Source organism: Bacillus sp. LJBS06 (assembly GCF_016924995.1).
In the GTDB taxonomy this organism is placed as follows: domain Bacteria; phylum Bacillota; class Bacilli; order Bacillales; family Bacillaceae; genus Bacillus; species Bacillus stercoris.
This window is the reverse complement of sequence record NZ_CP070483.1, coordinates 3,133,031-3,157,398: the sequence shown is the minus strand read 5'-3', so window position 1 is coordinate 3,157,398 and position 24,368 is coordinate 3,133,031. Positions and strand designations below refer to the sequence as shown.

Genomic DNA, 24,368 nt, shown 5'->3' with positions numbered 1-24,368 from the left:
GCTGAAATTGATTTTTATGAGTTCTTTTGACCTCAAAATAAGTCTAACAAAAAAGAGGTTATTTGTATATTTAAAATCATTCCTGATCAAGCTGAATGTAAGGAGCTGGTCATGTGAAAAGAAAAATAGTGATGTGCTCAGGTTTATTCTGCTCAGTATTTACAGGGGCATTCATGTTGAATCAATATGACGGGCGCAGCAGTGTGGCTGCTCGTGATGAGTGGGAGCTGTATTTACTGGAGCATCACCTGTCAGCCAGAATGAGTGAGACGGAATCAAAGGATCTGCCGTTTGGTCCGCGAGAGTATATTCGGATTGTAAATAGATAAAAAAGAGTTCCGTATAAAACGGAACTCTTTCTGTTTATGAAGTGAAAAAACGAAGCAGAACTGTCGCGCAAATCACTGTGCCTGCACCGCCGAGACGTGTTGAAATTTGGGCAAACGGCATAAGGCCCATTCTTCCTGACGCTGATAAAATGGCAACATCACCCGTTCCGCCGAGACCGCTGTGGCAGCAGGTAACGATTGCGGATTCAACCGGGTACATGTTCATCAGCTTGCCCACAAAATATCCAGAACTAATCATCGCGATTACAACTGAAATACAAATGATGACAAACGGAATAGAAATCACAGACGCCACGTCATCCAACGGAATAAAGAGGATGCCGAGACCGACCATGAGCGGCCATGTAAAGCTTGAAGAAATAAACTTATAAAGCTGGTAAGCGCCTTCTTCCATTTTTTTCGGAAGAATATTCGCATACTTGACAGCCGCTGCTGAAATAATCATTAAAATCGCGCCTGGAATGAAGATGAACTTCTCCAATAACCCGCCGAAAATAAAGAATGTACACGCGAGCAGAACTCCAGCTCCCATGAGTTTGAAATCAATTTTTGCTTCGGCTTCTTTTTGATTAAAAATCTCATTTGCTTTTTTAGATTTTACGAGGCGTCCGTTCCCATTAAGATCTGGACGCTTATCGCCAAGCTTTTTCATTAAGGCTGCACATATGATAGCAAAAACGTTTCCTATAATAGCGGCTGGGACCAGCTGAGACACAAACACATCAGCGGATGAGCCCAGTATTTGTGAATAGGCGATTGAAAGCGGCAAAATTCCTTCACCTATTCCCCCGGCAATAATCGGGACAACCACAAAGAAAAAGGAATCATAAGCACTGTAGCCAAAAATAAATCCGACAAGAATGCCTGCTGCAACGGCCGCGATCGTTCCTGCAACCAGTGGAACGAACATTCTGATAAACCCCTGTATTAAAACAATTCGATTCATACCGAGGATACTTCCCACTACAAGGCAAGCGATATAGAAATAAAGGAAATTAGACGTTTTCATCAAGTTGGTTACAGCGTCTAAAGATGTTGAATTCAGTACATTGTAAAAGACTAAAAATGAAGGAACAAATAAAGATAAAATAGCAGGGCCGCCAATATCCTTCAATATCGGTATACGTTGGCCTATGTCTCCAAGATATACACCAAGAATCATGATGATGGCAAACCCGCCAAGCATATTTGCCGGCAGCTCATTGTAATAGGCTGCAAGAATAATAATAATAGCTAACACTGTGTATAATGGCAGAGGAATCACACCGATTTCCCAAGCCCAGATTTTTTGAAACAGGTTTTTCTCCTGTGGGTCTTTTTGCTCAGGTGAAATTGTCCCCGTTTTTGGAATTGCTCCCATGTCATACACCCCCATGTATTGTTTGTTACAGTCTACAAGAAAGCGTTAACACTTCATATTTTTTTAAGTTAAAAAACCAATAAACAATTAAATTAAGGGGGTCTTTTGAATTAGAAAAAACCCTGAGAAGCGTCTTCCCAGGGGAGAATGTTTTATCTTTTTCCTTTAATATAAGGCACACCATTGGCTTTTGGCGCATCTGCCCGCCCGATAAAGCCGGTTAAAGCGAGAATCGTTAAGACATAAGGAGCCATCAGCATATACACATTTGGTATGTCTTTAAAGAGAGGGAGCAGCGATCCAATGATGCTTAAGCTTTGGGCGAATCCGAAAAACAGGGCGGCCCCCAGCGCCCCAATCGGATGCCATTTTCCAAATACAAGCGCTGCCAGTGCGATAAAGCCTTGTCCGGAGATGGTAGAGTGCGTAAAATCAAGCGCAATCGTGGAAGCATATACGCCGCCGCCGAGACCGCCAAATAATCCGCTGATCATCACGCCGATATAGCGCATTTTATATACGTTGATTCCCATCGTATCGGCTGCCATCGGATGCTCTCCGACAGAACGGATACGGAGGCCGAACGGCGTTTTAAACAGGATAAACCAAGAAAGAAAGGCAAGTGCTATTGCAAGAATAGACGTATAATAAACATCCGAAAAGAAGATCTTTCCCAAAATAGGGATATCGCCCAAGCCAGGAATTTTTGTCTTATAAAAAGGTTCTGGGATTTTGTCTGTCTGCGCTTTGCCGTAGATCAGCTTGACGATAAATAAAGTTGCCCCAAGCGCCAGCATGTTAATGGCGACACCGCTGACTGTCTGGTCGGCGCGAAATGAAATCGCCGCTGCCGCGTGAATCAGTGAGAACAGCACGCCTGCTGCCATGGCGGCGAGGAGTGAAAGCCATGGTGCGGAGGCACCTAATTCCTGACCTAAAAATAAATTAAATAACACGCTGGTGAACGCCCCGATAATCATGAGGCCTTCTAGACCGATATTCACAACACCTGATCTCTCGGAAAACACGCCGCCGAGAGCAGTTAAAATAAGCGGGGCCGCATAAACGAGTGTGGCTGGGACAATGATAGATAAAATCTGCACAAAGTCCACTTAATTCGCCCCCTTTTTCTTCAATTTGCCCATGACAAAACGAATCGCATAGCTTGAAGCCACAAACAGAATAATAATAGCAATCACAATGTCGACAACCTCTGATGGGACGCCTGATTCAATCGGCATATTTAACGCGCCGATTTTCAGCCCGCCAAGCAGGCATGCTGCCAGTACAACGCCGATGGCTGTGTTTCCCCCGAGAAGAGCGACCGCGATACCATCAAATCCTACGCCGGTAAATGCGCCTTTCACTGCTGCGTATTCGAATGTTCCCAGGCCTTCCATAGCTCCGGCAAGTCCTGCAAAAGCACCGGAGATAAGCATGGAGGTCATGATATTCTTTCGCACGCTCATGCCGGCATACTGGGAAGCGTGCTGGTTAAACCCGACGGCCCGGAGCTCAAATCCCTTTGTTGTTTTGTTGATGATAAACCACATGATAACTGCTGCGAGAAGGGCAACGATGATCCCAAAATGCAGCCGTGAGTAATCGGTGATCTGTTCAAGAATCGGAGAGCGGAGGGAGGCGGATTCTTGAATTTTTCCCGTCTTATCTTGATGATCTGTCAAGACGTTTGAAATGATGTAATTGGTCATATGCAGTGCGATATAATTCATCATAATGGTGACAATGACTTCATGAACATAGAAGCGCGCTTTCAAAACGCCGGGAATAAAACCCCATAATCCTCCTGCAGCTGCCGCTGTAAGCAGTGCGAGCGGCAAGTGGATATATGCTGGTCCGTCAAACGCCGTACCGACCCAAACAGCTGCTGTCCAGCCGACGAGCAGCTGGCCCTCCACACCGATATTAAAGAGTCCGGTTCTGAATGCAAAAGCCACAGCCAATCCGGATAAGATATAAGGCGTAATTTGCCGGATGGTTTCACCGACATAATAGATTTCTCCGAATATCCCATTCCACAAAGCTGAATATCCGCTGATCACACTGTAGCCGCTCGCAAGCATAATCAGCGCTCCGGCTGCAAGACCGAGAATGATTGCGATGAGCGGCACGAGTAAATGAGAGAGTCGTTTAACCATTTGCTTTCCCCGCTTCCTTTTGCGTGCTTCCTGCCATCAAGAGACCTAGCTCCTGTTCGGTGGTGTCCTGCGGATTGACACTGGCGATAATGCGTCCTTCAAAAATAACGGCGATTCTGTCACTGAGATTCATAATTTCTTCAAGCTCAAACGAGAGGAGAAGAACGGCTTTCCCGGCATCACGCTGTTCAATGAGCTTTTTATGGACAAATTCAATAGCTCCGACATCAAGGCCTCGAGTCGGCTGGGCGGCGATTAATAAATCAGGATTTCGGTCTACTTCCCGCCCGATAATCGCTTTCTGCTGGTTTCCGCCTGACAATGCCCGCGCGTGTGTGTATTCATCCGGCGTTCTGACGTCGTACTCGCTGATCAGGCTGCGCGCTTTTTTGTACATTTCACCTTTATGTAAAATGCCCAATGCTGAATACGGCTTTTTGTAATAGCTTTGCAGCACGATATTCTCTCCGATTGGAAAATCAAGGACGAGACCGTGCTTATGGCGATCCTGAGGAATATGTCCGATTCCGGATTCAGTAATTTTTCTTGGCGTCAGGTTTTGGATCTGTTTTCCGTTTAAGGTGATGGTTCCTGAATCTGTTTTGCGGAGTCCTGTTATCGCTTCAATCAGCTCCGATTGCCCGTTTCCGTCGACGCCGGCTATGCCGAGTATTTCTCCAGCTTTGACTGAAAGCGACAAATTCCTGACCGTCTCAAATCCGCGGGTATCCTTTACAGTGATGCCGTCAATCGCAAGCACTTCCACTCCCGGCTGAGCAGCTTTCTTTTCGGTTTTGAACGATATCTCGCGGCCAACCATTAGACTGGCGAGTTCGTCTTGGTTTGTATCACGGACATCAAGGGTTTTGATGCCTTTTCCTTTGCGGATAATCGTAACGCGGTTACAAATCTCCATAATCTCTTTCAGCTTATGGGTGATTAAGATGATAGACTTCCCTTCATTGACCAGGTTCTTCATAATTTGCATCAGTTCCTTGATTTCATGTGGCGTCAAAACAGCCGTCGGTTCATCAAAAATGAGAATGTCGGCACCGCGGTAGAGGGTTTTTAATATTTCTGCGCGCTGCTGCATACCGACTGATATGTCAGCTACTTTTGCTTCTGGATGGATTTGCAGGCCGTATCGATCGGAAATATCCTGTACCTCTTGAACTGCACGCTTCCGGTCAATTCTGCCAAACTTCTTTGGCTCTTTCCCGAGAATAATATTTTCAGCAACTGTAAAGGTGTCAACAAGCATAAAGTGCTGGTGCACCATTCCAATACCGAGGTCATTCGCTTTGTTCGGACTGTTGATGTGCACCTTCTCGCCGCGCACCCGAATGTCACCCCGCTCCGGCTGATATAGCCCGAAAAGGACATTCATCAACGTTGATTTCCCCGCTCCGTTTTCACCGAGCAGCGCGTGTATTTCACCTTTTTTGACTTGAAGATTGATATTGTCATTGGCGACGATACCAGGAAACTCTTTGCGGATATTGAGCATTTCAATGACATATTCCATTGATTGACCGCTCCTTTATTCAAAATAAAAGAAAAACAAGGGATAAGGGCTCGACCTCCTTATCCCTGCGATTCTTATTCAGCTTTGAAGGTTTTCAGCTCTTTCTCAGTTGCCGGGACTTCCAACCCGTCGATGATTTTTTTCTTCCATTTATCGATCTCTTTGATCACATCATCCGATAGATTTTGTTTAGATGGAGAAATGCCGACTCCGTCTTGATCAAGCCCGTAGGTAAGTGTTTCGCCACCTGGGAACTTTCCGTCGCTCGCTTTTTTCGTTAAATCTTCAACCGCTGTATCTACTTTTTTAACCATGGAAGTGAGGGTGACATTATCATCAGTTCCTTCTACCTGGCCTTCTGCGTATTGGTCTTTATCAACACCGATGACCCAGACATTGCGTTTTGGATCTTCTTTTTTCAGGTTTTTCGCTTCAGTAAAGACACCTGTGCCAGTGGCTCCTGCTGAGTGATAAATAACATCTACACCTGATTTATACATGCTTTCGGCGGTTGCTTTGCCGACATCGGCTTTATCGAAACCCCCTGCATATTTCACTTCCACAATGGCTTTAGGGCTTACAGCCTTCACACCGGCACGGAAGCCGACCTCGAATTTTTTGATTAACTCTGATTCCATGCCTCCTACAAAGCCGATTTTTCCTGATTTGCTTGATAGGGCTGCGGCCACTCCGACGAGAAAGGAGCCTTCCTGTTCTTTAAACGTAATACTTGCGACGTTGTCTTTATCGACAACAGCATCTATAATCGCAAAATTTGTATTTTTGCGCTGATCAGCAATTTCACTGATTGAATCCTCCATTAAGTAGCCGACTCCGTAAATCAAGTCAAAATTTTCACGTGCCAATTTATTTAAGTTCGTTGTATAGTCTGCATCAGATTTGGATTGAAGGTAGTCATAACCGTTTTTTCCTTTTTTCAGACCGTTTTCTTTCCCGAAGGCTTGGATGCCTTCCCAGGCTGATTGGTTGAAAGATTTGTCATCCACTCCGCCTACGTCAGTAACCATCGCTACACTGAATTTGTTTTTGTCTTCGCCGGAGCCGTTGCTTTTTTCACTGTTTCCGCATGCTCCTAATATGGTGCCTGCTGCGATCACAAGGGACATCGCCAATCCAATTTTCCGTTTATTCAAGATATAACCCCCCAGAAAAATTTGGTTCAAAGCTGATCCGGCCAGTCATGTGATGGGCTGTCCTGAACAATTTCTTAGAATCAATAAAATTTTCTGATAATAACAAATGGAATGCGCTGAGACAGTTCTATTCTTCCCTGAATAGGCGTGGTGTGAGTATTTCCTTCGAAAGGCGGGGAAGAGAAGGATGCGGAAGGTGTTCCGGGCGGAAAACCGTGACATCTTTTTCTGAAGTAAGACTTATGACTTAGTTTTCGGGATCAACTAACCAATCATAATTTATCATTTAACTTATAAGAAATAAATAGAAATTTGCACAATTTTTTTAAAAGTATCTATTTTTAGAATTGTTTGCTCAAAAATAGAAAAACCTTTATTATTCTTGTATAACTTACCAACAATACAATCAAGCGTCTTGGCAAGAGATATGACAAAAAAACGCACTGCTCGGAGCAAGCAGTGCGTTTTTTTATAGATATTGTTTTATTCCGTTAAGGTTACTGTTGTTTACGTTGTACTGAAACACTGGTCTTCCAATCGTTCCGTACGCCATTTCTACATTCAGGACCTGTATATCTTCAAGAAATTTTAAGTATTTTCGTATGGATACTTGAGAGATTTCTGTGTGCTTTGCTAAGTCTTCTGTCGTAAAAGATTCATTTTCAAATGACTGGATACTGGACCAGATCAGCTTTAGCGTGCTTTTTGTCAGGCCTTTAGGAAGCTGTACTTTTTCTGTTGCTTCTTTCTTTTGAAAAAGCTCGGCGTCGAGTTCTTTTTGACTCATGTTGCGATGGGTTGAATACACCTTTTGTTTTCGTCTGTAATCAGACAGAGCCGTTTGGAAACGTTCAAATTCAAACGGTTTGATTAAATAATCGACAGCTCCGTAACGAAGTGTTTTTTTGATCACGTCAAGCTCGCTGGCCGCTGAGATGACAATCACATCAACCGCTTCATTTTGGGCTCTCAATTCCGTCAGCAGTTCCAGCCCGTTTTTCCCCGGCATATAAATATCAAGCAAAATGAGGTCGATATGATGCTCGCCTAAGATATGCAACGCGCTTTGAAAGGAAGAAGCGATGCCTTTCAGCTGAAAGCCATCTATTTGGCTTAAGTATCGTTTATTTAATTCACCCACCATGGGGTCATCTTCAACTATTAGTACATTAATCATGATTTTCCTCCTTCGGTTCGTACGGGATGCGAATACTGAATGTCGTTCCTTCATTCTTTTCGCTTGTGAGGATCATTTGGCCCTTTAAATTTTCGATGCTTTGCTGTGTGAAATAAAGGCCGAATCCCCGGTTTTTGCCCTTTGTTGAATAGCCTTGTTCAAATACTTTGGCTTGGTCTTCTTCTGACATGCCTGCTCCAGTATCGGTAATTTCAATGTCCAGTATGCTGTTATGAAAGCGCATGGACATGGTGATTTGTTTTTTCGGCATATCGGCAACGGCGTCAAGGCCATTGTTGATGAGATTTCCGATAATTGTAATGAGTTCATGGATGACAGATGGGTCTGCCGCGTTCGGGATGACACCGTTGCATTCAATATCAAGATTTGCGCCCTGCTCACGTATGAAGCTTTGCTTTCCGAGCAGAAAACCGGCCAGTACGGAGCTTTTGACATCATTTATAATTTCACTTGTTTCTGATTTTTGCTGTATGGCTATATCTTTAATATAATCTCCAAGATCATCATACTCTTTCAGCTGGACGAGACCTAATATCACATGCAGTTTGTTCATAAATTCATGAGACTGCGCTCTCAGTGCGTTTGCATACATTTTAACACCTGATAGCTGTTCAGCTAAATGTTTTACCTCGGTCTTGTCTCGGAATGTCGCAATCGCTCCGACAGTTTGTCCTTTCAGCTGGATAGGAACTTCATTAAACACAAGCTCCAACCCGTTAATGCGGACGTCTCTATCTTGAAGAGGTTTTTTTGTCTCAATAACCTTTTTCAAGCGGCTTTTCGGCAATATGTCATCTACATCCTGATCAATGGGATTTGTGTTGATGCCCATTTTGACGAATAGCCGCTTTGCTTCCGCATTGGCAAGTTTGATTTTGCCGTGTTCATCGACAGCGAGTATTCCTTCCTTCGTCGATTCCAGCATCGCGCTCCGTTCTTCAAGGAGAGTCGCAATTTCATAAGGTTCAAGTCCGTACATGATATTTTTTACCGTACGGGCGACGATAACAGCTCCGATTACACCGACGAAGATGCTGACGCAGATAATGAAGTAAAGCGGCCGTAAGCTATGGCTGATCACTTCATCAATTTCATTTACGGTGATGCCGACCGCGACTGCACCGACCTGTTTTCCATTCTCCGCGTAGACAGGGACGAACGCTCTCTGCGATTTCCCGAGCGTGCCAGAGGCTGTGCTGATATGGACATGCCCTTTTAATACCTCAGATTCATCACCGCCCCTGAATTTTTTTCCGATTTTGCTCGGGTCAGGATGGGTTTTGCGAATACCGTTCATATCCATGACGACAACAAATTCCGTGCCGGTGATTTTCTGAACCCGCTTTGTGTAGCTCTGCAGTTCCTTTAGTTTTTTTCCGCTTTCTAAAGCAGCGGCTGTCATCGGCGCTTCTGCTACCATTTCAGCAGTCTGCAGCGCAGTGGCCTTTTCCTGGTCTCTAATCCGTTTGGTCGTTTGGGCACCGACTGTGAAAAATGTAATGAGCAATGCGATTAATACAACGATACAAACAAATATGGTGAGTCTGGTTTGCAGTTTTAATGTTTTTTTCATATAAAACTTCCTTACGTTTTATGATTCCTGCGTACTACTTTACTCTCAAAATGCTGCTTTGTGAAGATTTGGGACCGTAATTCGTAAAAAGGAGAAAAAATGGAATAATTTATCTTGTCAATGTGTTTTAAGTCCTCCATAATAAATGAGGTAGATTATAGAAAGGGACTTTTTTATATGAAAAATACTTATTTGACAGGATATTTTCCGCTGATTGCGATCCTGCTTTTTAGTTCGTCCTTATCCATCTCAACTTCACTTTATGCGTTGAAGATGCTGTCTTCATTTGGAATGTACGATGGAATGCTCGATTATTTTTCAGAGAAAGGGATCAGGCTTGCGTTATTTGCTGCCTTTGCACTTTTATATTTTATGGTTCTGTCCGCTCTGAAGTTGATAGCAAATACCGTGACTGAGCTGTCATTGCTGTTTTTTGCTAATGATCCGGAAGGGAACAACCTGAAAAAACTCAGAATGGGTTCCATGATTTATTTGGGCGGCGGGATTTTATCCTTTGTGCTCTTGCAAAACGTCATATGGATTGTGATCTGGTTTGCGGTCGTTACACTGGCTTACTTTGTGTTTACTGTATACCGGATTTATTCGACGCTTTCTCTCATGTCATTAATCGGATTTATTCTATTGGAACTGCTGTTTTGGTTTACCTTTGTTATCGGTATTCTGTTCATATTTATCAAGCTTTATAATAGCATAATGGCTAGCTTACCTGTGTAAGCTAGCCATTTTTGCGTATCGGCAAACCCTTGCATTCGCGGTCAGACTTGCGCTTCGGTACTCTATACGCAATGAAACGGCGTCTGGAATCCACAATCATCACATCCTGGGAAAATCTGCTCCGATCACGCTGATAAGATGACAAAAACCTAAAACGAAGCCGTTTTAGGTTTTTGTCGACACTCTGTGATGGCTAGCTTCCTAGCCAATTTTTTATGGTAAAAATCTTTTTTTAATAGAAGGGGAGGGGAGCATACATTCATTTTTTTTGCCAAACCACTTATAGCGGTTTTTGGCAATGAAAGAATAGACCATATCTCTGACAGGCTTCGGCACGGCGAAAAACAGGACGAAGAGCCGCCATGGGCCTCGCAGATGCCTGAAAACCTTAATGGCTGCAGTTGATTTTGTGTACACTTGGCTATCTTCAATAAAGACAAAGCTGTCAAACCGATCAGTCGGAAGCCCGCTTTTTTTCAGCAGGTTTTGTCCTGTTTCCGACTGCAGCGATGTGAAAGAAATCAATCCGTCCGGATCACGTTTAATGATAAATTGCACGGCGCCATTGCATAAATTGCAGACGCCGTCAAACAGCAAAACGCGATTTGGAATTTGTTCTGAAGTCACCCGAGATCCCCTCCGATCCTTTAATAAGCAGCTTGCAGCGTTCCTTTCCAGATGGAAAGCTGAGGGCTGATGCTGTGAAGATATTCAACGCTGGTCGGTGTATCCTTTCCGACCCAAACCCCCATTGTATACGTATCTGTCAGGCCGACAAACCACATATCGTGATAATCATTTGATGTACCGGTTTTACCGCCGATGTAAGGCGCATTGAAATATGCTTTTTTCCCTGTTCCGCTTTTCACAACGGAAGACATCAGTTTTTTCAGCTGCATGTTCGTGCGTACGCTGAATATTTGAGTCGCTTTATCATTCCATTTATAAAGCGTTTTTCCTTTAAGGTCTGTCACCTTTGTAATCGCATGGCTCGGCGTATAGCTTCCGCTGTTGCCAAATGTCGTATAAGCCTTTGTCATCTCAAGAGGCGTCATGCCGTTTGTAAATCCGCCAAGCGCCGCCGGAAGAAGATAGTCGCTGTTGACAAGTTTGGCAAAATGATACGGCTCAATATAACTGAATGCCTTTTGGATGCCGACGCGGTCGAGCATTCTAATGGCCGGTGTATTATAAGAATTTTTAAACGCCGTATCAAGCGTCACTGTGCCGTACGTGCGGTTATTGTAGTTTTGCGGACAGTAATCTTTGCTGCAAAACTTGCTGGCATCAATGGTGCTGCTTGCTGTCGCTCCGGTCTGTTCAATATAAGGGCCGTAATCAAGAAGCGGCTTAATGGATGAACCCGGCTGTCTGTATGCCTGGTAGGCACGGTTAAAATCATATTTTTGATAGTTTTTCCCGCCGGACAGAGCAATGATTTGATGCGTCTGGTGATTAATCACAGCCGCTCCGCCCTGCACGCCCGCATACGGGAGCTTGGAATTCATTTGTGCCACAACTTGATTTTGCATGTACGGATTAAGTGCAGTATAAATTTTCACGCCGTCTTTCATCAGAGTGCTGACTCTTGCGGACAGCTCATTCTCGATTTTTTCTTTTTGTTTTCCTGACGCTTTCTGAAGGCGTTTATCAAAGCCTTCTGATTCAGACACCAGCTGAGTGAATTCATCGTTAACGTAGGAAACGTAGTCAGGATATTTGTCTTCTCTTTTTTCAACATCCAGTTTGATTTTTTGTTTGACGGCTTTTTTCAGCTCTTTGTCTGTAATGACCCCGGCATCTTTTAGCCCTTTAAGCAAACGTTCTTGACGGCTTTTCGTGTAGTCAAAATGCTTGAGAGGATCATATAATGTAGGGTTATTAGGTATAGCGCAGATAAAAGCCATTTCTCCCACTGTGAGAGATTTCAACGGTTTGCTGAAATAGAATTGAGCCGCTGAACCGACGCCGTAAACACCATTGTTGAAATAAATAGTATTTAAGTAAGCTTCAAGAATTTCATTTTTCGTATACTTTTTCTCAAGCTGATAGGAATACGCGAGCTCTGTCAGCTTGCGGCTGAAGGAGCGTTCGTGGCTCAAATACAAGTTTCTTGAAAGCTGCTGTGTGATGGTGCTGGCGCCCTGGTCAATTTTCTTGTCTTTTACGTTAGAAGCAGTTGCCCGCACCATTCCCATAAAGTCAAAGCCTTTATGCTCGTAAAAATGTTTGTCCTCAGATGTTAAGAAAATCTGTTTGACTTCCTCGGGAATCTTGTCAAATGGAACGAGCACGCGGTTTTCGTGGTCGCTGACGATTTCCGAGACAAGGGAGCCGTCCCTGTCATACATGTAGCTGTTCTGAACAAGGCTGATATCTTTCAGATTAATATTTTTATCAAGCACCTGATCCAGGGACTTCATTTGTTTGACTTCTTTTCCGGAAGCGATAACTGTAAATGCAAACAATGGGATTATGCAAAGGAGCAAAATCCATCCGATTATTTTTCGTAACATGGTCACTCTCTTTTCTCCTAAATTCTAGCCATATCGTACCATTCTTTTGAGATTACGAGAAGGTTAAATTTAGAAGATTCCTCAGTTTTTTATCGGAATCAGCTTGCTTTGGCATAGGAATCCTTCTGGAGTTTCGGCATGATCCAAAGCATACAGGCGCCGGCGAAAAAGAGAAACGCTGTGACATAAAAGGTGGCCGAAATCGTAAAATGGCTCGATATGATTCCGCCGAGAAGAGGCCCGAGCACGTTTCCTAAAAAGCGAAAGCTGACATTGTAGCCGAGAACTTCTCCTTGAATGCTGCCGGGGGCCTGAACGCGGATCGCGGCCGTGATGCATGGCAGCAAACCGCCCATCGCCATTCCGAACAAAAATCTGAAAACAAGGAGAACGCTGAGTGAGGACGCGAGCGCCTGCGGAATAAAAAAGAAAGAAGCGGCGAGCAAAAGTCCGATTAAAATGCGGCGGTGGCTGTAGCGGTCGCCAAGATCACCCCATTTTCTAGCCAGAAGCAAACTTCCGAGTCCCGTTGCTGAAAATGCCATGCCGGAGAAAAAGGCAAGATTGACAGGCCCGTGCAGCTCATTTACATATAAAGCGAGCAACGGCTGGATACTGAAATTGCCTGTTTGGATCAGCATGGTTAACAGCATCATGACCCACAGCGCCGGCTGGTGAAAAATATAGGAGAGCACTTCTTTTCTCGAGTAAGACGTACGTTTGGCTGTTTTCTCTGCAAGAGGTTTTTCTTTGACGCCAAATAATACGAGAAGAACAGATGAGAAAATCACAAAGGATGTGATAAAAAAGGTATACGTAAAGCCGAAACGATCAGCAAGCATGCCTCCCAAAAGCGGGCCGAACAAGCTTCCGGACACTTGCCCCATTTGCAGCGTGCCAAGTGTTTTGCCGGCTGAGCTCTTCGGAGTCTGTGCCGAAATCATCGCAAGAGATGTCGGGATGAATCCGGTTACAAGACCCATTGCCATACGCAGAAAAAACAATTGGTACACCGATGTAACAAAGCCCATTAAGAAAATGCTGAGGGCAATGCCTGTTCCGGTTGCCATAAGGATTTTCTTGTATCCGCGTTTGTCTCCGAACCGTCCCCAAAACGGGGATACCAAAAACGCCATGAGAAATGTAATACCGAACACATAGCCGCTCCATCTTTGCACAAAGCCGTTTGAAAAAGAGCTGAGCGACTCAATGTATAAGGAGAGAAAAGGAACGATCATCGTAGTGCTAGCGGAAACAAAAAAGTTCGCCAGCCACACAATGACAAAGTTTTTCTTGCGGGTAGAAATAACATCACCTTCTTATTATTTCGGGTTCCTTACTAATTATAAAGAAACGATTCACAATTTAAAAGAAACAAAGCGGCTGGGAAAATTCATTATTTTTAGAAAATGAAGAAATGTCGAGAAGGGGAATTGATATACTATAAAGATAGCATTTTCTGATCGGAGGAAAGGCAGGTGTAAAAAGGTGACGACAAACAGCTTACTCATTATTGACTTCGAATTTACAATGCCCGACGGAAAGTACAGTCCGCAAAACTTCTTCCCGGAAATCATTGAAGCCGGAATTGTAAAGTCGATTGATGATGAAGTAGTTGAGACGTTTTCTAGCTATGTGAGACCGAAAAAGTTCCCGAAGCTTACGAAACGCTGCAAGACATTTTTAAAAATCACCCAAAAACAGGTAGACGAAGGAATAAGATTCGAGGATCTCATCCGTAAACTAAACGAGCTTGATCCTGAGAAAAACAGCACAATTATTACGTGGGGAAACATGGATATGAAAGTGTTGAAGCAAAACTGTATGTTTAACCATATCCCATTCCCGTTTAAGGGAGAAATGAGAGATTTATCGCTTGAATACAAAAACTTTTTTGGAGACCGGACATTGACGGGTTTATGGAAAGCTGCTGAAGAGTATGGAGATTCCGGAACTGGCACCCATCATAAAGCGCTTGATGATGCTCTCACAGCATATAAACTTTTTAAGCTTGTTGAGCAGGATAAGCAGTATCTCGAAAAGCCAAAACCGCCCACAATTGGCGAAAGAATCGATTTAACCGAACTGTTCAAGCGCGCGACGTAAAAAACCCAATCTTTTGTCAGACTGGGTTATGGCCGATTGAAATATTCTTTTTCTAAAGTGTCCAGATTATGTAGGGAGCGCTTTGCCCACTCCGAACCATCCTCATTCAATTTGGCTCTCAGCTGTGCTGTCGCCTCCCGCAGAGATTTTGTATAATCCGGCACTTCACCATCATATGGCTTCACCATATGGTGGGGGATATTGGTCTGTTCACCGTATGCGAGCGCTTTTCTCTCATGAAAAAACGGCACATCCGCCTGTTTTGGATGATGAAGGTCTCCTTGGGCGGGGTGGGTAAGAACCGCTTTTACTTTCACTAAATAATGCTGCGGCCTGCAAGCCGTAATTTCTCCTATGTATACACCTGTTTTGTAAAATCCTTTAACAATAGAGCCTGTCTCAAACGTGCTCATCTGTCATCACCTCGCATTTATTCTATTAAAGTTCCAAGCGATTTGCTAGTGAGGAAGATCAGCGGGAAGCTTAATTGTCACCGTAGTGCCTTTTTGAAAGCTGCTGTTAAATGAAATGGTCCCGTGATGATGTTCAATAATGGAAAAGGTTACGGTAAGGCCGAGTCCCGTTCCGTTCGTTTTTAAGGAATAATAAGGTTCGCCGAGTTTTTGCATTTGATGGTCAGTCATCCCGACCCCATTATCTGTGATGTTAATCATGATCGTATGGCCGTTTCTTTTGGCCGATATGCGGATCATCCCCTTCCCGTGAGGAACCGCTTCAATACTGTTTTTCATCAGGTTGATGACAGCTTGCTTCAGCTTTTTCGCGTCCCCGTATATCAAAAGGTCCGGTTCTGTTTCAGCCTCGACGGTTACTGACTTGTAATTGGCATACGACACCATAAGGTTGCTTGTCTCTTTAATAAGGGCAGATAAATCAAAAACCTCTTTTTCATATAATTGCTGTTTCGCCATATCGAGATAGTTTGTGATAATGCCTTGTGCCCGGTCAAGCTCTGACAGTACAAGCTGTTTGTAATCCGCACTCGACTTGTTTTGCAGGGTTTCGTCATTAAAAAGCAGCTGGACAAACCCGCGGACAACTGTCAAAGGATTCCTGACCTCATGAGCGACGCTCGCTGCCAGTTCGCTCACAATCGTCATTTTTTCAGAATGGATAAGCTGTGAGCGCAAGGCGATATTTTCGGCGATGCTTTCGATAATATAGATGCTTAATAGAAGAACACTGGAGCGGAAAAGCCCTGAGACTACCGCCTCGTAAACGAAAATTCCTGATTTTTGAAAATTTAAAATATTTAAGGCGGAAAGAATCCAGCTGGAGGCGAAAAATAGGAAAATCTCCAAGCAGCTGATCAATAATGACAGCAGCAGTTTTTTCGCTTTGGACATAAATGGCCATTTTTTCTGAAATAGGATTGGGATAATGATAAGAAAAGGCAGCAAAGTAAAAACAAATATTGCGGAAGGTTCGTAAAAAAGCAGTTCAAAACATAGGACAGATGCAGCGACTGTGAGTCCGGAAGCGGTGCTAATGTAAAATAAACAAATGATAACGGGAATCATCTGAAGGCCGTATTGTATGTAGTCCATTTCATGAATCGGGAAAAGAATGCATAAAACGGAGGCGCCGCAGGCGAAGAGCGTGACCAAACCGCTGTTTATTTTTGGCACAAGAATCGCAGGTTTTCCAAGCCAAAACACTTGGTAAAGAAGAATAGGAAACAAAATAAAGCAGATATGCAGGAGATAGTCTTTTAGAATTTCCATTCGTGTGAAATCCTTTCGTATAAAATATGAATCTATTATAACACTAAATATTAGAAGTAAAATATAAAATTCCTTTATTAAGAACGCCTTTACGAATGAAGACGTAAAGGCGTTTCAGTGCTATATTTATGATAATGCGGTTTTGATGCGGTGCAGGCCGTCCTGCAGGGTTGCGAGAGAACATCCCGCGTTTAGGCGCATGAATCCTTCTCCGCCAGGCCCGTATTTCGTCCCGGGCTCTAGGATGATCTTTCCTATTTTTAGCATTCTTTGCTGAAGGTCTGTGTCGGACAAGCCGTAAGCGCTAAAGTCGAGCCAGATCAGGTATGATGCATCCGGTTTCATCATTTTGACCTTCGGCATCTCGGAGCTCAAAAAGGCTTCCGCTTCGGTCATGTTTTTCTCAAGGTAAGAGATCAATTCATCAAGCCACGGCCCGCCTTTTGAGTATGCGGCTTCGATTGCAGTGACGGCAAACGCGTTTAATCCGCCTAAACCATTGCGCTGCAGGCTTGCAGAAAACTTGGCGCGCTTCAGGCGATCGGGAATCATGATTGCCGAAGCCTGCAATCCGGCGATATTGAATGTTTTGCTTGGCGCAACACATGTCACGGAAAGATCAGCGAAATCGTCAGAGAGCGAAGCAAACGGCGTGTGTTTGTGTCCGTACAGCATTAAATCGGAATGGATTTCATCGGATACAACTGTGACGCCATGCTTAAGACACAATTCGCCCAGCTTCAGCAAATCTTCACGGCTCCATGAACGACCAGAAGGGTTATGAGGATTGCATAAAATAAACAATGTAACGCTTGGGTCACTAAGCTTCGTTTCCAAATCTTCAAAATCCATTGCATATGAGCCGTCTTTTTCTAGCAAAGGATTATGTAAAATGTGCCGGCCGTTTTTCTCAACCATATGGTAAAAAGGCGTATAAACAGGAGGTTGTACAACGACTTGATCGCCAGGCTCCGTGAAAGCTTGTACCGCCATGCTCAAAGCCGTTACAATGCCCGGGCTGAATGTGATGCTATCCGGATTCACCTTCCAGCCGTGCCTGTTTTGCATCCATGCGCACACCGCATCCTTCGTTTTTTGATCCGGAGCCGTATAACCGAAAATTCCGTGTTCAAGGCGCTCTTTTAATGCTTCAGTTATCGCTTCCGGCGCGCGAAAATCCATATCCGCCACCCACATCGGGAGTGCGTCTGTCACGCCGAATAATTCGCCTGTTTTGTCCCATTTGACCGATTGGGTGCCAAGGCGTTCTTCTCGTTTATCAAAGTTCATTCTGTTACCTCCTCATGTATGTTTATTCTTCTAAGCTTCACTATGATAAGATAGAACTGCAAATTTTATTATAAGCGGTGATGAATATGGAAGAAAGTCAAGCGGTGGGGGAAATGATCAAGATCATTGCCAAATGGGACCCGTTTAAATATGGTGAAGAGTTTTACGAAACGGAGGCAGTTGATGTCGTGCAGGCGGTCTATGATGAAGACGACCCCGCCCTGCTGGCGAAACGCATTCAGCATATATTTGAAACTTCTTTTGAACAAACGCTGCCGATCGACAGCTGCCGGGAAGTGGCTGGCCAGCTTTTATACATTAAAAACAGCAGCTCCTGCACACTTTAAAAAACCGGTTCAGCACCGGTTTTTTTCTATTTGATAAAATCAGCAATGTGTTCGGAAACAAGCTCAGGCCGTTCTTCAGGCACCAGATGTCCGGTTTGGCTAAATGAGTATAGCACGGAATTAGGCAAATCCGCGTGCAGCCGTTTACCGATCTCCATTGGGACAATTCGATCCTCCTCGCCCCAAATCAATAATGCAGGCTTGTTCATTCTCTTCAATTGTTCGGGTTCTAAATCTCCTTCTCTGTGGCGGATAAACCTTGTCATGGCTTTGAAAATCTGCTCGTCCTGAAACGGTCTGCCATAGCCGTCAATCATCTCCTCATCAATCAGCGATTTGTCATGCACAACATTTAATAAATTTTTCATCACGCCTTCTTTCGAGAGCCAGCGCTTGATATATAGATGAAAATACGGAATATGGGTCCCGAAAATGATCGTTGGATGTGAGCGTTTTAAATATCCTGAACTGCAAAGCAGCACAACCTTTGAAAAAAGCTCTGGTTTTTGGAGAGCAGCAGACAATGATATTTGTCCGCCCATAGAATGTCCGATAAGCACAGCTTGTTTCACTTGCAAGTGCTCCAAAATCCCAATGACAAGCTTTGCGAGGTTTTGATAGGTATAGATAAACGTTCTTGATTTTTCAGATTGGCCGAAAGGAGGCAAATCAAGCGCGATGATATCGTACTTGTCCCGAAGGAGAGGGATTATTTTTCTGAAGCTGAAAGCAGACGATAAAAAACCGTGTACGCAGACCAGCGTTTGCCTGCCAGGATTTTGATAATGTTCGTAATACACATTGACTCCATCGACCGTAAACCGCCTTATTGGTGAAACCGCCTCCATTCTGTGTCACTCCCTTTTTTTGATGTTTGTATTGTGCCCTGAAATTGTCAATTCTAGCGGAAGTTTCTCCTCGTTTTTTCTTAGCATTCGTCAAAAAACGTGATATAATGTCATGAGATTTCTTGACATTGCAAAGGTGTGAATCAAATGAAGTTGACAGAAAAAGAAACAGAAATATTAGAAATTTTAGACGAAAACAGCCGCGCCGATTTAGAAACCATTGCAAAGATGGCGGGCATCCCAGTACATGAAGTAAAAACGATTATTGACAAACTGGAGAAAGAAAAGGTTATTATCGATTATTCCGCTATGATTGACTGGCGAAAAGTTGACGGACATGAGGGCGTTACGGCCATGATTGACGTCAAAGTAACGCCGAAGCGGGGAGTCGGTTTTGATGAAGTGGCGGAACGAATTTACCGATTCCAAGAGGTTGAATCAGTTTACCTGATGTCAGGCGTGTACGATTTGTCTGTCGTAATTCGCGGCAATTCGATGTCTGACGTAGCGCGTTTTGTTTCAGATAAACTGTCAACGCTTGATTCCGTTGTATCTACGACAACCCATTTTATCCTGAAAAAATACAAGCATGACGGCAAAGTGTTTGAAACAGGAGACGACGACAAAAGAATCGTGGTGTCCCCGTAAATGACTTCGTATTTATCAGACTATGTACAACAAATAAAACCATCAGGCATCCGCAAATTCTTTGATTTGGCGGCAACGATGGAAGGCGTCATTTCTTTAGGTGTCGGAGAGCCTGATTTTGTTACCGCGTGGAATGTCCGTGAAGCAAGCATTCTCTCGCTTGAACAAGGATATACGTCATACACGGCCAATGCCGGTTTATACTCATTGCGAGAGGAAATCAGCCGTTATTTGAGCAACAGGTTTGACCTTAGCTACTCGCCAGATAATGAGCTGATTGTGACAGTAGGGGCAAGTCAGGCTTTGGATATTGCGATCCGTGCTCTTGTGAATCCAGGTGAGGAAGTCATCATACCTGAGCCATGTTTTGTGGCGTACGATGCGCTTGTTTCTTTGGCAGGCGGTATCCCGGTTCATGTTCATACAACAGCAGACAAAGGGTTTAAAGCAACGGCCGCTGATTTTGAAGCGGCAGTCACTGAAAAAACAAAGGCCATTCTCATCTGCTCACCATCGAATCCGACAGGTTCGGTTTATTCGAAGGAAGAACTGAATGCGATTGCTGAGTTTGCCAAAAAACATGATGTCATTGTCTTAGCCGACGAGATCTACGCGGAGCTGACATATGATGAGGAATTTACAAGTATAGCGGCATTACCGGGAATGAAGGAACGGACGGTCGTCATTTCAGGCTTTTCAAAAGCATTTGCGATGACGGGCTGGAGGCTTGGTTTTGCTGCAGCACCATCCATGCTTCGGGATGCAATGCTTAAAATCCATCAATATGCGATGATGTGCGCGCCCGCAATGGCGCAGTTTGCCGCCCTTGAAGGCCTGAAGAACGGCATGGAAGACGTAGAAAAAATGAAAAAAAGCTATCGAAGAAGACGGAATCTGTTTGTAGAATCTCTCAATGAAATCGGTCTCAGCTGCCATCACCCGGGCGGCGCTTTCTATGCTTTTCCATCCATTAAAAGCACGGGAATGAGCTCAGAACAGTTTGCAGAAGAGCTTCTGACGCAGGAAAAAGTGGCAGTTGTTCCGGGAAGCGTGTTTGGACCGAGCGGTGAAGGATATATCCGCTGTTCATACGCAACCTCGATTGAACAGCTTCAAGAAGCATTAGTCAGAATGAAACGCTTCCTCCACAAAACAACATAAAAAAAGATACGAACCTTTTGTTCGCATCCAATAAAAGGGGGGAATACTAGAAAGCCTTTGGTATTTTCAGTTTACCCCCTTTTTGCCGTGCACAAACCTGATTTTTTATAAAAAAGATTTCTTTGCGAAAATAAGACATGTGTGATATAATTTTAAATTGCGTATAAACAGATATTTAATTTAACTTAGGAGTTGTTATGAATGGCAGCAAAATTTGAAGTGGGCAGTGTTTACACTGGTAAAGTTACAGGATTACAAGCGTATGGTGCGTTTGTTGCATTAGATGAAGAAACTCAAGGTTTAGTACACATTTCTGAAGTGACTCACGGTTTCGTAAAAGATATCAACGAGCACCTTTCAGTTGGCGACGAAGTACAAGTAAAGGTACTTGCTGTTGATGAAGAAAAAGGAAAAATCAGCCTTTCAATTCGTGCGACACAAGCTGCGCCTGAGAAAAAAGAAAGCAAACCAAGAAAACCTAAAGCTGCGCAAGTAAGCGAAGAAGCTTCTACACCACAAGGTTTCAACACATTAAAAGATAAGCTTGAAGAGTGGATCGAAATGTCCAACCGCAAAGACCTTATCAAAAAATAAGTATGAAAAAAGCACCGGACAGGAATGTTCGGTGCTTTTGCTTTCATGCAAAATCCTATTTCAGCGTATTGATATCCTATCGCATTTCAGGATTTGCTGCTTCTTCACTTGATCTTTCCTCGTTTGGCTTAAATAGCAGACCGAGGTTGATTAAGCCGGCGATTCCGACAAGTCCGTAAATGATTCGGGAAAGGGCTGACCCTTGGCCGCCGAAAATAGCCGCTACTAAGTCAAATTGGAAAAATCCGATCAGTCCCCAGTTAATAGCGCCAATGATGGTTAATACAAGACAAATTCTCTGAATGGTACTCATGTTTTGCAACCTCCTCCATGAATTATTAAAACAGTTATAGATTGTGACATATTGGAGAATCTATACATGCTTTCTCCATATGAGGGAAACTGGCCTGCCCTCGCTTATATCAGCTTCTTTCCCAGCGTTTTGCAAGATAAAACCATCAGATATGCTGAGAGGCGAGAGCTGATTGCTTTACATGTGGTGAGGACATTCTGCATAATAAAAAATCTAAGGAGGAGATGTCATGCAAAACTTTACATACTGGAATCCGACCAAATTAATTTTCGGGCGCGGCGAAGTGGAAAGACTTCCGGAGGAACTCAAACCTTACGGGAAAAACGTATTGCTTGTGTACGGAGGCGGCAGCATTAAACGCAGCGGCCTGTATGATCAAGTGATCGAACAGCTGAATAAAGCCGGAGCGACCGTGCATGAATTAGCAGGTGTGGAACCGAATCCGCGTGTGTCGACTGTTAATAAGGGTGTTGCCATCTGTAAAGAACACAACATTGATTTCTTACTGGCTGTCGGAGGCGGAAGCGTCATCGACTGTACAAAAGCGATTGCTGCAGGAGCAAAGTATGATGGTGATGCGTGGGATATCGTCACGAAAAAACATCAGCCAAAAGATGCTTTGCCATTCGGAACGGTATTGACTCTCGCTGCGACTGGTTCTGAAATGAACTCAGGCTCTGTTATTACAAACTGGGAAACAAAAGAAAAATACGGCTGGGGAAGCCCGCTCGTATTCCCTAAATTCTCGATTCTTGATCCGGTGAATACATTCACTGTACCTAAAAACCACACGATCTACGGGATGGTTGACATGATGAGCCATGTATTCGAACAATACTTCCATCATGTATCAAACACGCCGTATCAGGACCGCATGTGTGAATCACTTCTTCGTACAGTTATTGAAACAGCGCCTAAGCTGATCAATGACCTCGAAAATTACGAATTGCGTGAGACGATTCTGTACACAGGAACAATCGCATTAAACGGCATGCTTTCTATGGGTGCAAGAGGGGATTGGGCTACTCATAATATTGAACATGCAGTATCAGCCGTTTATGATATTCCGCATGCCGGGGGACTGGCAATTCTGTTCCCGAACTGGATGAGACACACATTGTCTGAAAACCCTGCCCGCATGAAACAGCTTGCAGTTCGTGTGTTTGGTGTTGAAGAAGCAGGTAAAACAGATGAAGAAATCGCACGTGAAGGTATCGATAAACTGTCTGCATTCTGGACAAGCCTTGGCGCTCCGAACCGTCTTGCTGATTATGATATTAATGATGAGCAGCTTGACACAATCGCTGACAAGGCAATGGCTAACGGTACATTCGGCCAATTTAAATCACTCAACAAAGAAGATGTGCTGTCAATTTTGAAGGCATCTCTATAAAAAAAGGGGAAATAGCCGTTTGGCTGCTTCCCTTTTTCTTTTTGTCAAACTTATGTTACAATGGAAAATCTGTTTTTCAAGCCAGCATTATTGGAGGTTTTACTATGGAAAATTTCACTTATTATAATCCGACAAAGCTGATTTTTGGAAAAGGTCAGCTTGAACAGTTAAGAAAAGAATTAAAACGATACGGCAAAAATGTCCTGCTTGTGTACGGAGGCGGAAGCATTAAGCGCAACGGCCTTTATGATCAAGTCACAGGCATTTTAAAAGAAGAGGGTGCTGTTGTTCATGAGCTGTCAGGTGTTGAGCCGAATCCGCGACTTGCGACAGTGGAAAAAGGCATAGGCCTTTGCAGAGAACATGGCATTGATTTTCTGCTTGCTGTCGGCGGAGGCAGTGTCATTGACTGTACAAAAGCGATTGCAGCGGGCGTCAAATATGACGGTGACGCTTGGGATATATTCAGCAAAAAAGTAACAGCGGAGGATGCGCTGCCATTTGGTACTGTTTTAACGCTTGCTGCAACAGGCTCTGAAATGAACCCTGATTCCGTGATTACAAACTGGGAAACAAACGAGAAATATGTGTGGGGCAGCAATGTGACTCATCCGCGTTTCTCAATTTTAGATCCTGAAAATACGTTCACGGTTCCTGAAAATCAAACAGTATACGGCATGGTTGACATGATGAGCCATGTATTCGAACAATACTTCCACAATGTTGAAAACACGCCGCTTCAGGATAGAATGTGCTTTGCTGTTTTGCAGACGGTCATCGAAACAGCTCCTAAGCTTCTTGAAGACCTGGAAAACTACGAGCTTCGTGAAACGATTTTGTATGCTGGTACAATCGCTTTAAACGGCACGCTCCAAATGGGCTACTTTGGTGACTGGGCTTCTCATACAATGGAACACGCCGTTTCAGCTGTGTATGATATTCCACATGCTGGCGGTTTGGCGATACTGTTCCCGAACTGGATGAGATATACGCTTGATACAAACGTAGGCCGCTTCAAAAACCTCATGCTCAACATGTTTGACATTGATACGGAAGGCAAAACAGATAAAGAAATTGCGCTTGAAGGAATCGATAAACTGTCTGCTTTCTGGACAAGCCTTGGCGCGCCTTCCCGTCTTGCTGATTACAATATCGGAGAAGAAAAGCTTGAGCTGATTGCTGATATCGCAGCCAAGGAAATGGAACACGGCGGCTTTGGCAACTTCCAAAAACTGAACAAAGATGACGTGCTTGCCATCCTTCGCGCGTCTCTATAACCCCAAAGGGCGGAATCCAGTCATTCCGCCTTTCTTCATGACTTGATTTCACAGATAAGTTCATATAAAGTGAAAG

General features: G+C 44.0%; 25 protein-coding genes. 10 read left to right on the top strand and 15 right to left on the bottom strand.

What is annotated here, in order from left to right:
* Positions 1 to 113: 113 nt before the first annotated feature.
* On the top strand, positions 114 to 329 hold the full coding sequence (locus JQX68_RS16095) for a hypothetical protein (protein WP_041521413.1): 216 nt from the start codon (positions 114 to 116) through the stop codon (positions 327 to 329).
* 34 nt (positions 330 to 363) lie between these two features.
* On the opposite strand, the gene maeN is transcribed toward JQX68_RS16095, so the two are convergent.
* The 7 genes from maeN to maeL form a co-directional block, all read right to left on the bottom strand.
* Entirely contained in the window at positions 364 to 1,710 is a 1,347-nt protein-coding gene (gene maeN, locus JQX68_RS16090; RefSeq protein ID WP_147772471.1) for a sodium/malate symporter MaeN, read from the bottom strand.
* A 152-nt stretch (positions 1,711 to 1,862) separates the two neighbouring features.
* The gene (gene nupQ / locus JQX68_RS16085; RefSeq protein ID WP_147772470.1) at positions 1,863 to 2,822 is read right to left on the bottom strand and encodes a guanosine ABC transporter permease NupQ; all 960 of its coding nucleotides are present in this window, start codon (positions 2,820 to 2,822) and stop codon (positions 1,863 to 1,865) included.
* The gene (gene nupP / locus JQX68_RS16080) at positions 2,823 to 3,869 is read right to left on the bottom strand and encodes a guanosine ABC transporter permease NupP (protein WP_014665180.1); all 1,047 of its coding nucleotides are present in this window, start codon (positions 3,867 to 3,869) and stop codon (positions 2,823 to 2,825) included.
* Positions 3,862 to 5,394 carry a guanosine ABC transporter ATP-binding protein NupO gene (gene nupO, locus JQX68_RS16075; RefSeq protein ID WP_147772469.1) on the bottom strand — a complete coding sequence of 511 codons (1,533 nt, stop codon included), beginning with the start codon at positions 5,392 to 5,394 and terminating at the stop codon, positions 3,862 to 3,864. Before nupO ends, nupP begins: the two co-directional genes overlap by 8 nt.
* A 74-nt stretch (positions 5,395 to 5,468) precedes the next feature.
* Positions 5,469 to 6,548 carry a guanosine ABC transporter substrate-binding protein NupN gene (gene nupN, locus JQX68_RS16070; protein WP_147772468.1) on the bottom strand — a complete coding sequence of 360 codons (1,080 nt, stop codon included), beginning with the start codon at positions 6,546 to 6,548 and terminating at the stop codon, positions 5,469 to 5,471.
* Positions 6,549 to 7,017: 469 nt separating this feature from the next.
* Positions 7,018 to 7,725 (bottom strand): two-component system response regulator MaeM, encoded by a 708-nt coding sequence (gene maeM / locus JQX68_RS16065; protein WP_014477821.1) that lies wholly within the window; start codon positions 7,723 to 7,725, stop codon positions 7,018 to 7,020.
* Positions 7,718 to 9,319: a two-component system sensor histidine kinase MaeL gene (maeL, locus tag JQX68_RS16060; protein WP_014665177.1), complete on the bottom strand. Its 1,602-nt coding sequence runs from the start codon at positions 9,317 to 9,319 to the stop codon at positions 7,718 to 7,720. Before maeL ends, maeM begins: the two co-directional genes overlap by 8 nt.
* A 177-nt stretch (positions 9,320 to 9,496) precedes the next feature.
* On the opposite strand from maeL, the gene JQX68_RS16055 reads away from it, so the two are divergent.
* Positions 9,497 to 10,054, top strand: coding sequence for a YufK family protein (locus JQX68_RS16055; protein WP_014665176.1), 558 nt, complete (start codon positions 9,497 to 9,499; stop codon positions 10,052 to 10,054).
* A gap of 213 nt (positions 10,055 to 10,267) precedes the next feature.
* Here the strand turns inward: JQX68_RS16055 and JQX68_RS16050 are convergent, their stop codons facing one another.
* From JQX68_RS16050 to JQX68_RS16040, 3 genes are all read right to left on the bottom strand, one after another.
* Entirely contained in the window at positions 10,268 to 10,681 is a 414-nt protein-coding gene (locus tag JQX68_RS16050; protein WP_147772467.1) for a thiol-disulfide oxidoreductase DCC family protein, read from the bottom strand.
* 20 nt (positions 10,682 to 10,701) lie between these two features.
* Entirely contained in the window at positions 10,702 to 12,576 is a 1,875-nt protein-coding gene (locus JQX68_RS16045; RefSeq protein WP_080478269.1) for a transglycosylase domain-containing protein, read from the bottom strand.
* 92 nt (positions 12,577 to 12,668) lie between these two features.
* Positions 12,669 to 13,877, bottom strand: coding sequence for a multidrug efflux MFS transporter (locus tag JQX68_RS16040; RefSeq protein ID WP_346266181.1), 1,209 nt, complete (start codon positions 13,875 to 13,877; stop codon positions 12,669 to 12,671).
* On the opposite strand from JQX68_RS16040, the gene JQX68_RS21780 reads away from it, so the two are divergent.
* Both JQX68_RS21780 and kapD read left to right on the top strand, forming a co-directional pair.
* Entirely contained in the window at positions 13,780 to 13,983 is a 204-nt protein-coding gene (locus JQX68_RS21780) for a hypothetical protein (RefSeq protein WP_014665172.1), read from the top strand. The genes JQX68_RS16040 and JQX68_RS21780 overlap by 98 nt on opposite strands.
* Positions 13,984 to 14,058: 75 nt before the next feature.
* Positions 14,059 to 14,676 carry a 3'-5' exonuclease KapD gene (gene kapD / locus JQX68_RS16035; RefSeq protein ID WP_014665171.1) on the top strand — a complete coding sequence of 206 codons (618 nt, stop codon included), beginning with the start codon at positions 14,059 to 14,061 and terminating at the stop codon, positions 14,674 to 14,676.
* 26 nt (positions 14,677 to 14,702) lie between these two features.
* Here kapD and kapB read toward each other — a convergent pair whose 3' ends face one another.
* The 3 genes from kapB to patB form a co-directional block, all read right to left on the bottom strand.
* Complete coding sequence (gene kapB, locus JQX68_RS16030; RefSeq protein WP_040081977.1) at positions 14,703 to 15,089, bottom strand: kinase-associated lipoprotein KapB; 387 nt, start codon at positions 15,087 to 15,089, stop codon at positions 14,703 to 14,705.
* A 45-nt stretch (positions 15,090 to 15,134) separates the two neighbouring features.
* Positions 15,135 to 16,421, bottom strand: a complete 1,287-nt coding sequence (gene kinB / locus JQX68_RS16025; protein WP_147772465.1) for a sporulation sensor histidine kinase KinB — start codon at positions 16,419 to 16,421, stop codon at positions 15,135 to 15,137.
* A 126-nt stretch (positions 16,422 to 16,547) separates the two neighbouring features.
* Positions 16,548 to 17,711: a cystathionine beta-lyase PatB gene (gene patB / locus JQX68_RS16020; protein ID WP_147772464.1), complete on the bottom strand. Its 1,164-nt coding sequence runs from the start codon at positions 17,709 to 17,711 to the stop codon at positions 16,548 to 16,550.
* An 86-nt stretch (positions 17,712 to 17,797) separates the two neighbouring features.
* Here patB and JQX68_RS16015 point away from each other — a divergent pair, with 86 nt between their 5' ends.
* Entirely contained in the window at positions 17,798 to 18,058 is a 261-nt protein-coding gene (locus tag JQX68_RS16015) for a YugE family protein (protein WP_014665167.1), read from the top strand.
* Between the two features lie 26 nt (positions 18,059 to 18,084).
* Here JQX68_RS16015 and JQX68_RS16010 read toward each other — a convergent pair whose 3' ends face one another.
* Positions 18,085 to 18,906, bottom strand: coding sequence for an alpha/beta fold hydrolase (locus JQX68_RS16010; protein ID WP_014665166.1), 822 nt, complete (start codon positions 18,904 to 18,906; stop codon positions 18,085 to 18,087).
* Between the two features lie 147 nt (positions 18,907 to 19,053).
* Here JQX68_RS16010 and JQX68_RS16005 point away from each other — a divergent pair, with 147 nt between their 5' ends.
* The 3 genes from JQX68_RS16005 to yugI all read left to right on the top strand — a co-directional run bounded on the left by JQX68_RS16005 (position 19,054) and on the right by yugI (position 21,309).
* A complete protein-coding gene (locus JQX68_RS16005) occupies positions 19,054 to 19,554 on the top strand; it encodes an Lrp/AsnC family transcriptional regulator (protein WP_147772463.1) in 501 nt (166 codons plus the stop codon).
* Positions 19,555 to 20,715 (top strand): aminotransferase, encoded by a 1,161-nt coding sequence (locus tag JQX68_RS16000; RefSeq protein WP_014665165.1) that lies wholly within the window; start codon positions 19,555 to 19,557, stop codon positions 20,713 to 20,715. It begins immediately after the preceding gene.
* Between the two features lie 201 nt (positions 20,716 to 20,916).
* On the top strand, positions 20,917 to 21,309 hold the full coding sequence (gene yugI / locus JQX68_RS15995; protein WP_003228864.1) for a S1 domain-containing post-transcriptional regulator GSP13: 393 nt from the start codon (positions 20,917 to 20,919) through the stop codon (positions 21,307 to 21,309).
* Positions 21,310 to 21,385: 76 nt separating this feature from the next.
* Here the strand turns inward: yugI and JQX68_RS15990 are convergent, their stop codons facing one another.
* A complete protein-coding gene (locus JQX68_RS15990; protein WP_147772462.1) occupies positions 21,386 to 21,622 on the bottom strand; it encodes a DUF378 domain-containing protein in 237 nt (78 codons plus the stop codon).
* A gap of 229 nt (positions 21,623 to 21,851) precedes the next feature.
* On the opposite strand from JQX68_RS15990, the gene JQX68_RS15985 reads away from it, so the two are divergent.
* Positions 21,852 to 23,015 carry an iron-containing alcohol dehydrogenase gene (locus JQX68_RS15985; protein ID WP_014665164.1) on the top strand — a complete coding sequence of 388 codons (1,164 nt, stop codon included), beginning with the start codon at positions 21,852 to 21,854 and terminating at the stop codon, positions 23,013 to 23,015.
* Between the two features lie 104 nt (positions 23,016 to 23,119).
* Positions 23,120 to 24,292 carry an iron-containing alcohol dehydrogenase gene (locus JQX68_RS15980; RefSeq protein ID WP_040081985.1) on the top strand — a complete coding sequence of 391 codons (1,173 nt, stop codon included), beginning with the start codon at positions 23,120 to 23,122 and terminating at the stop codon, positions 24,290 to 24,292.
* Positions 24,293 to 24,368: the final 76 nt, after the last annotated feature.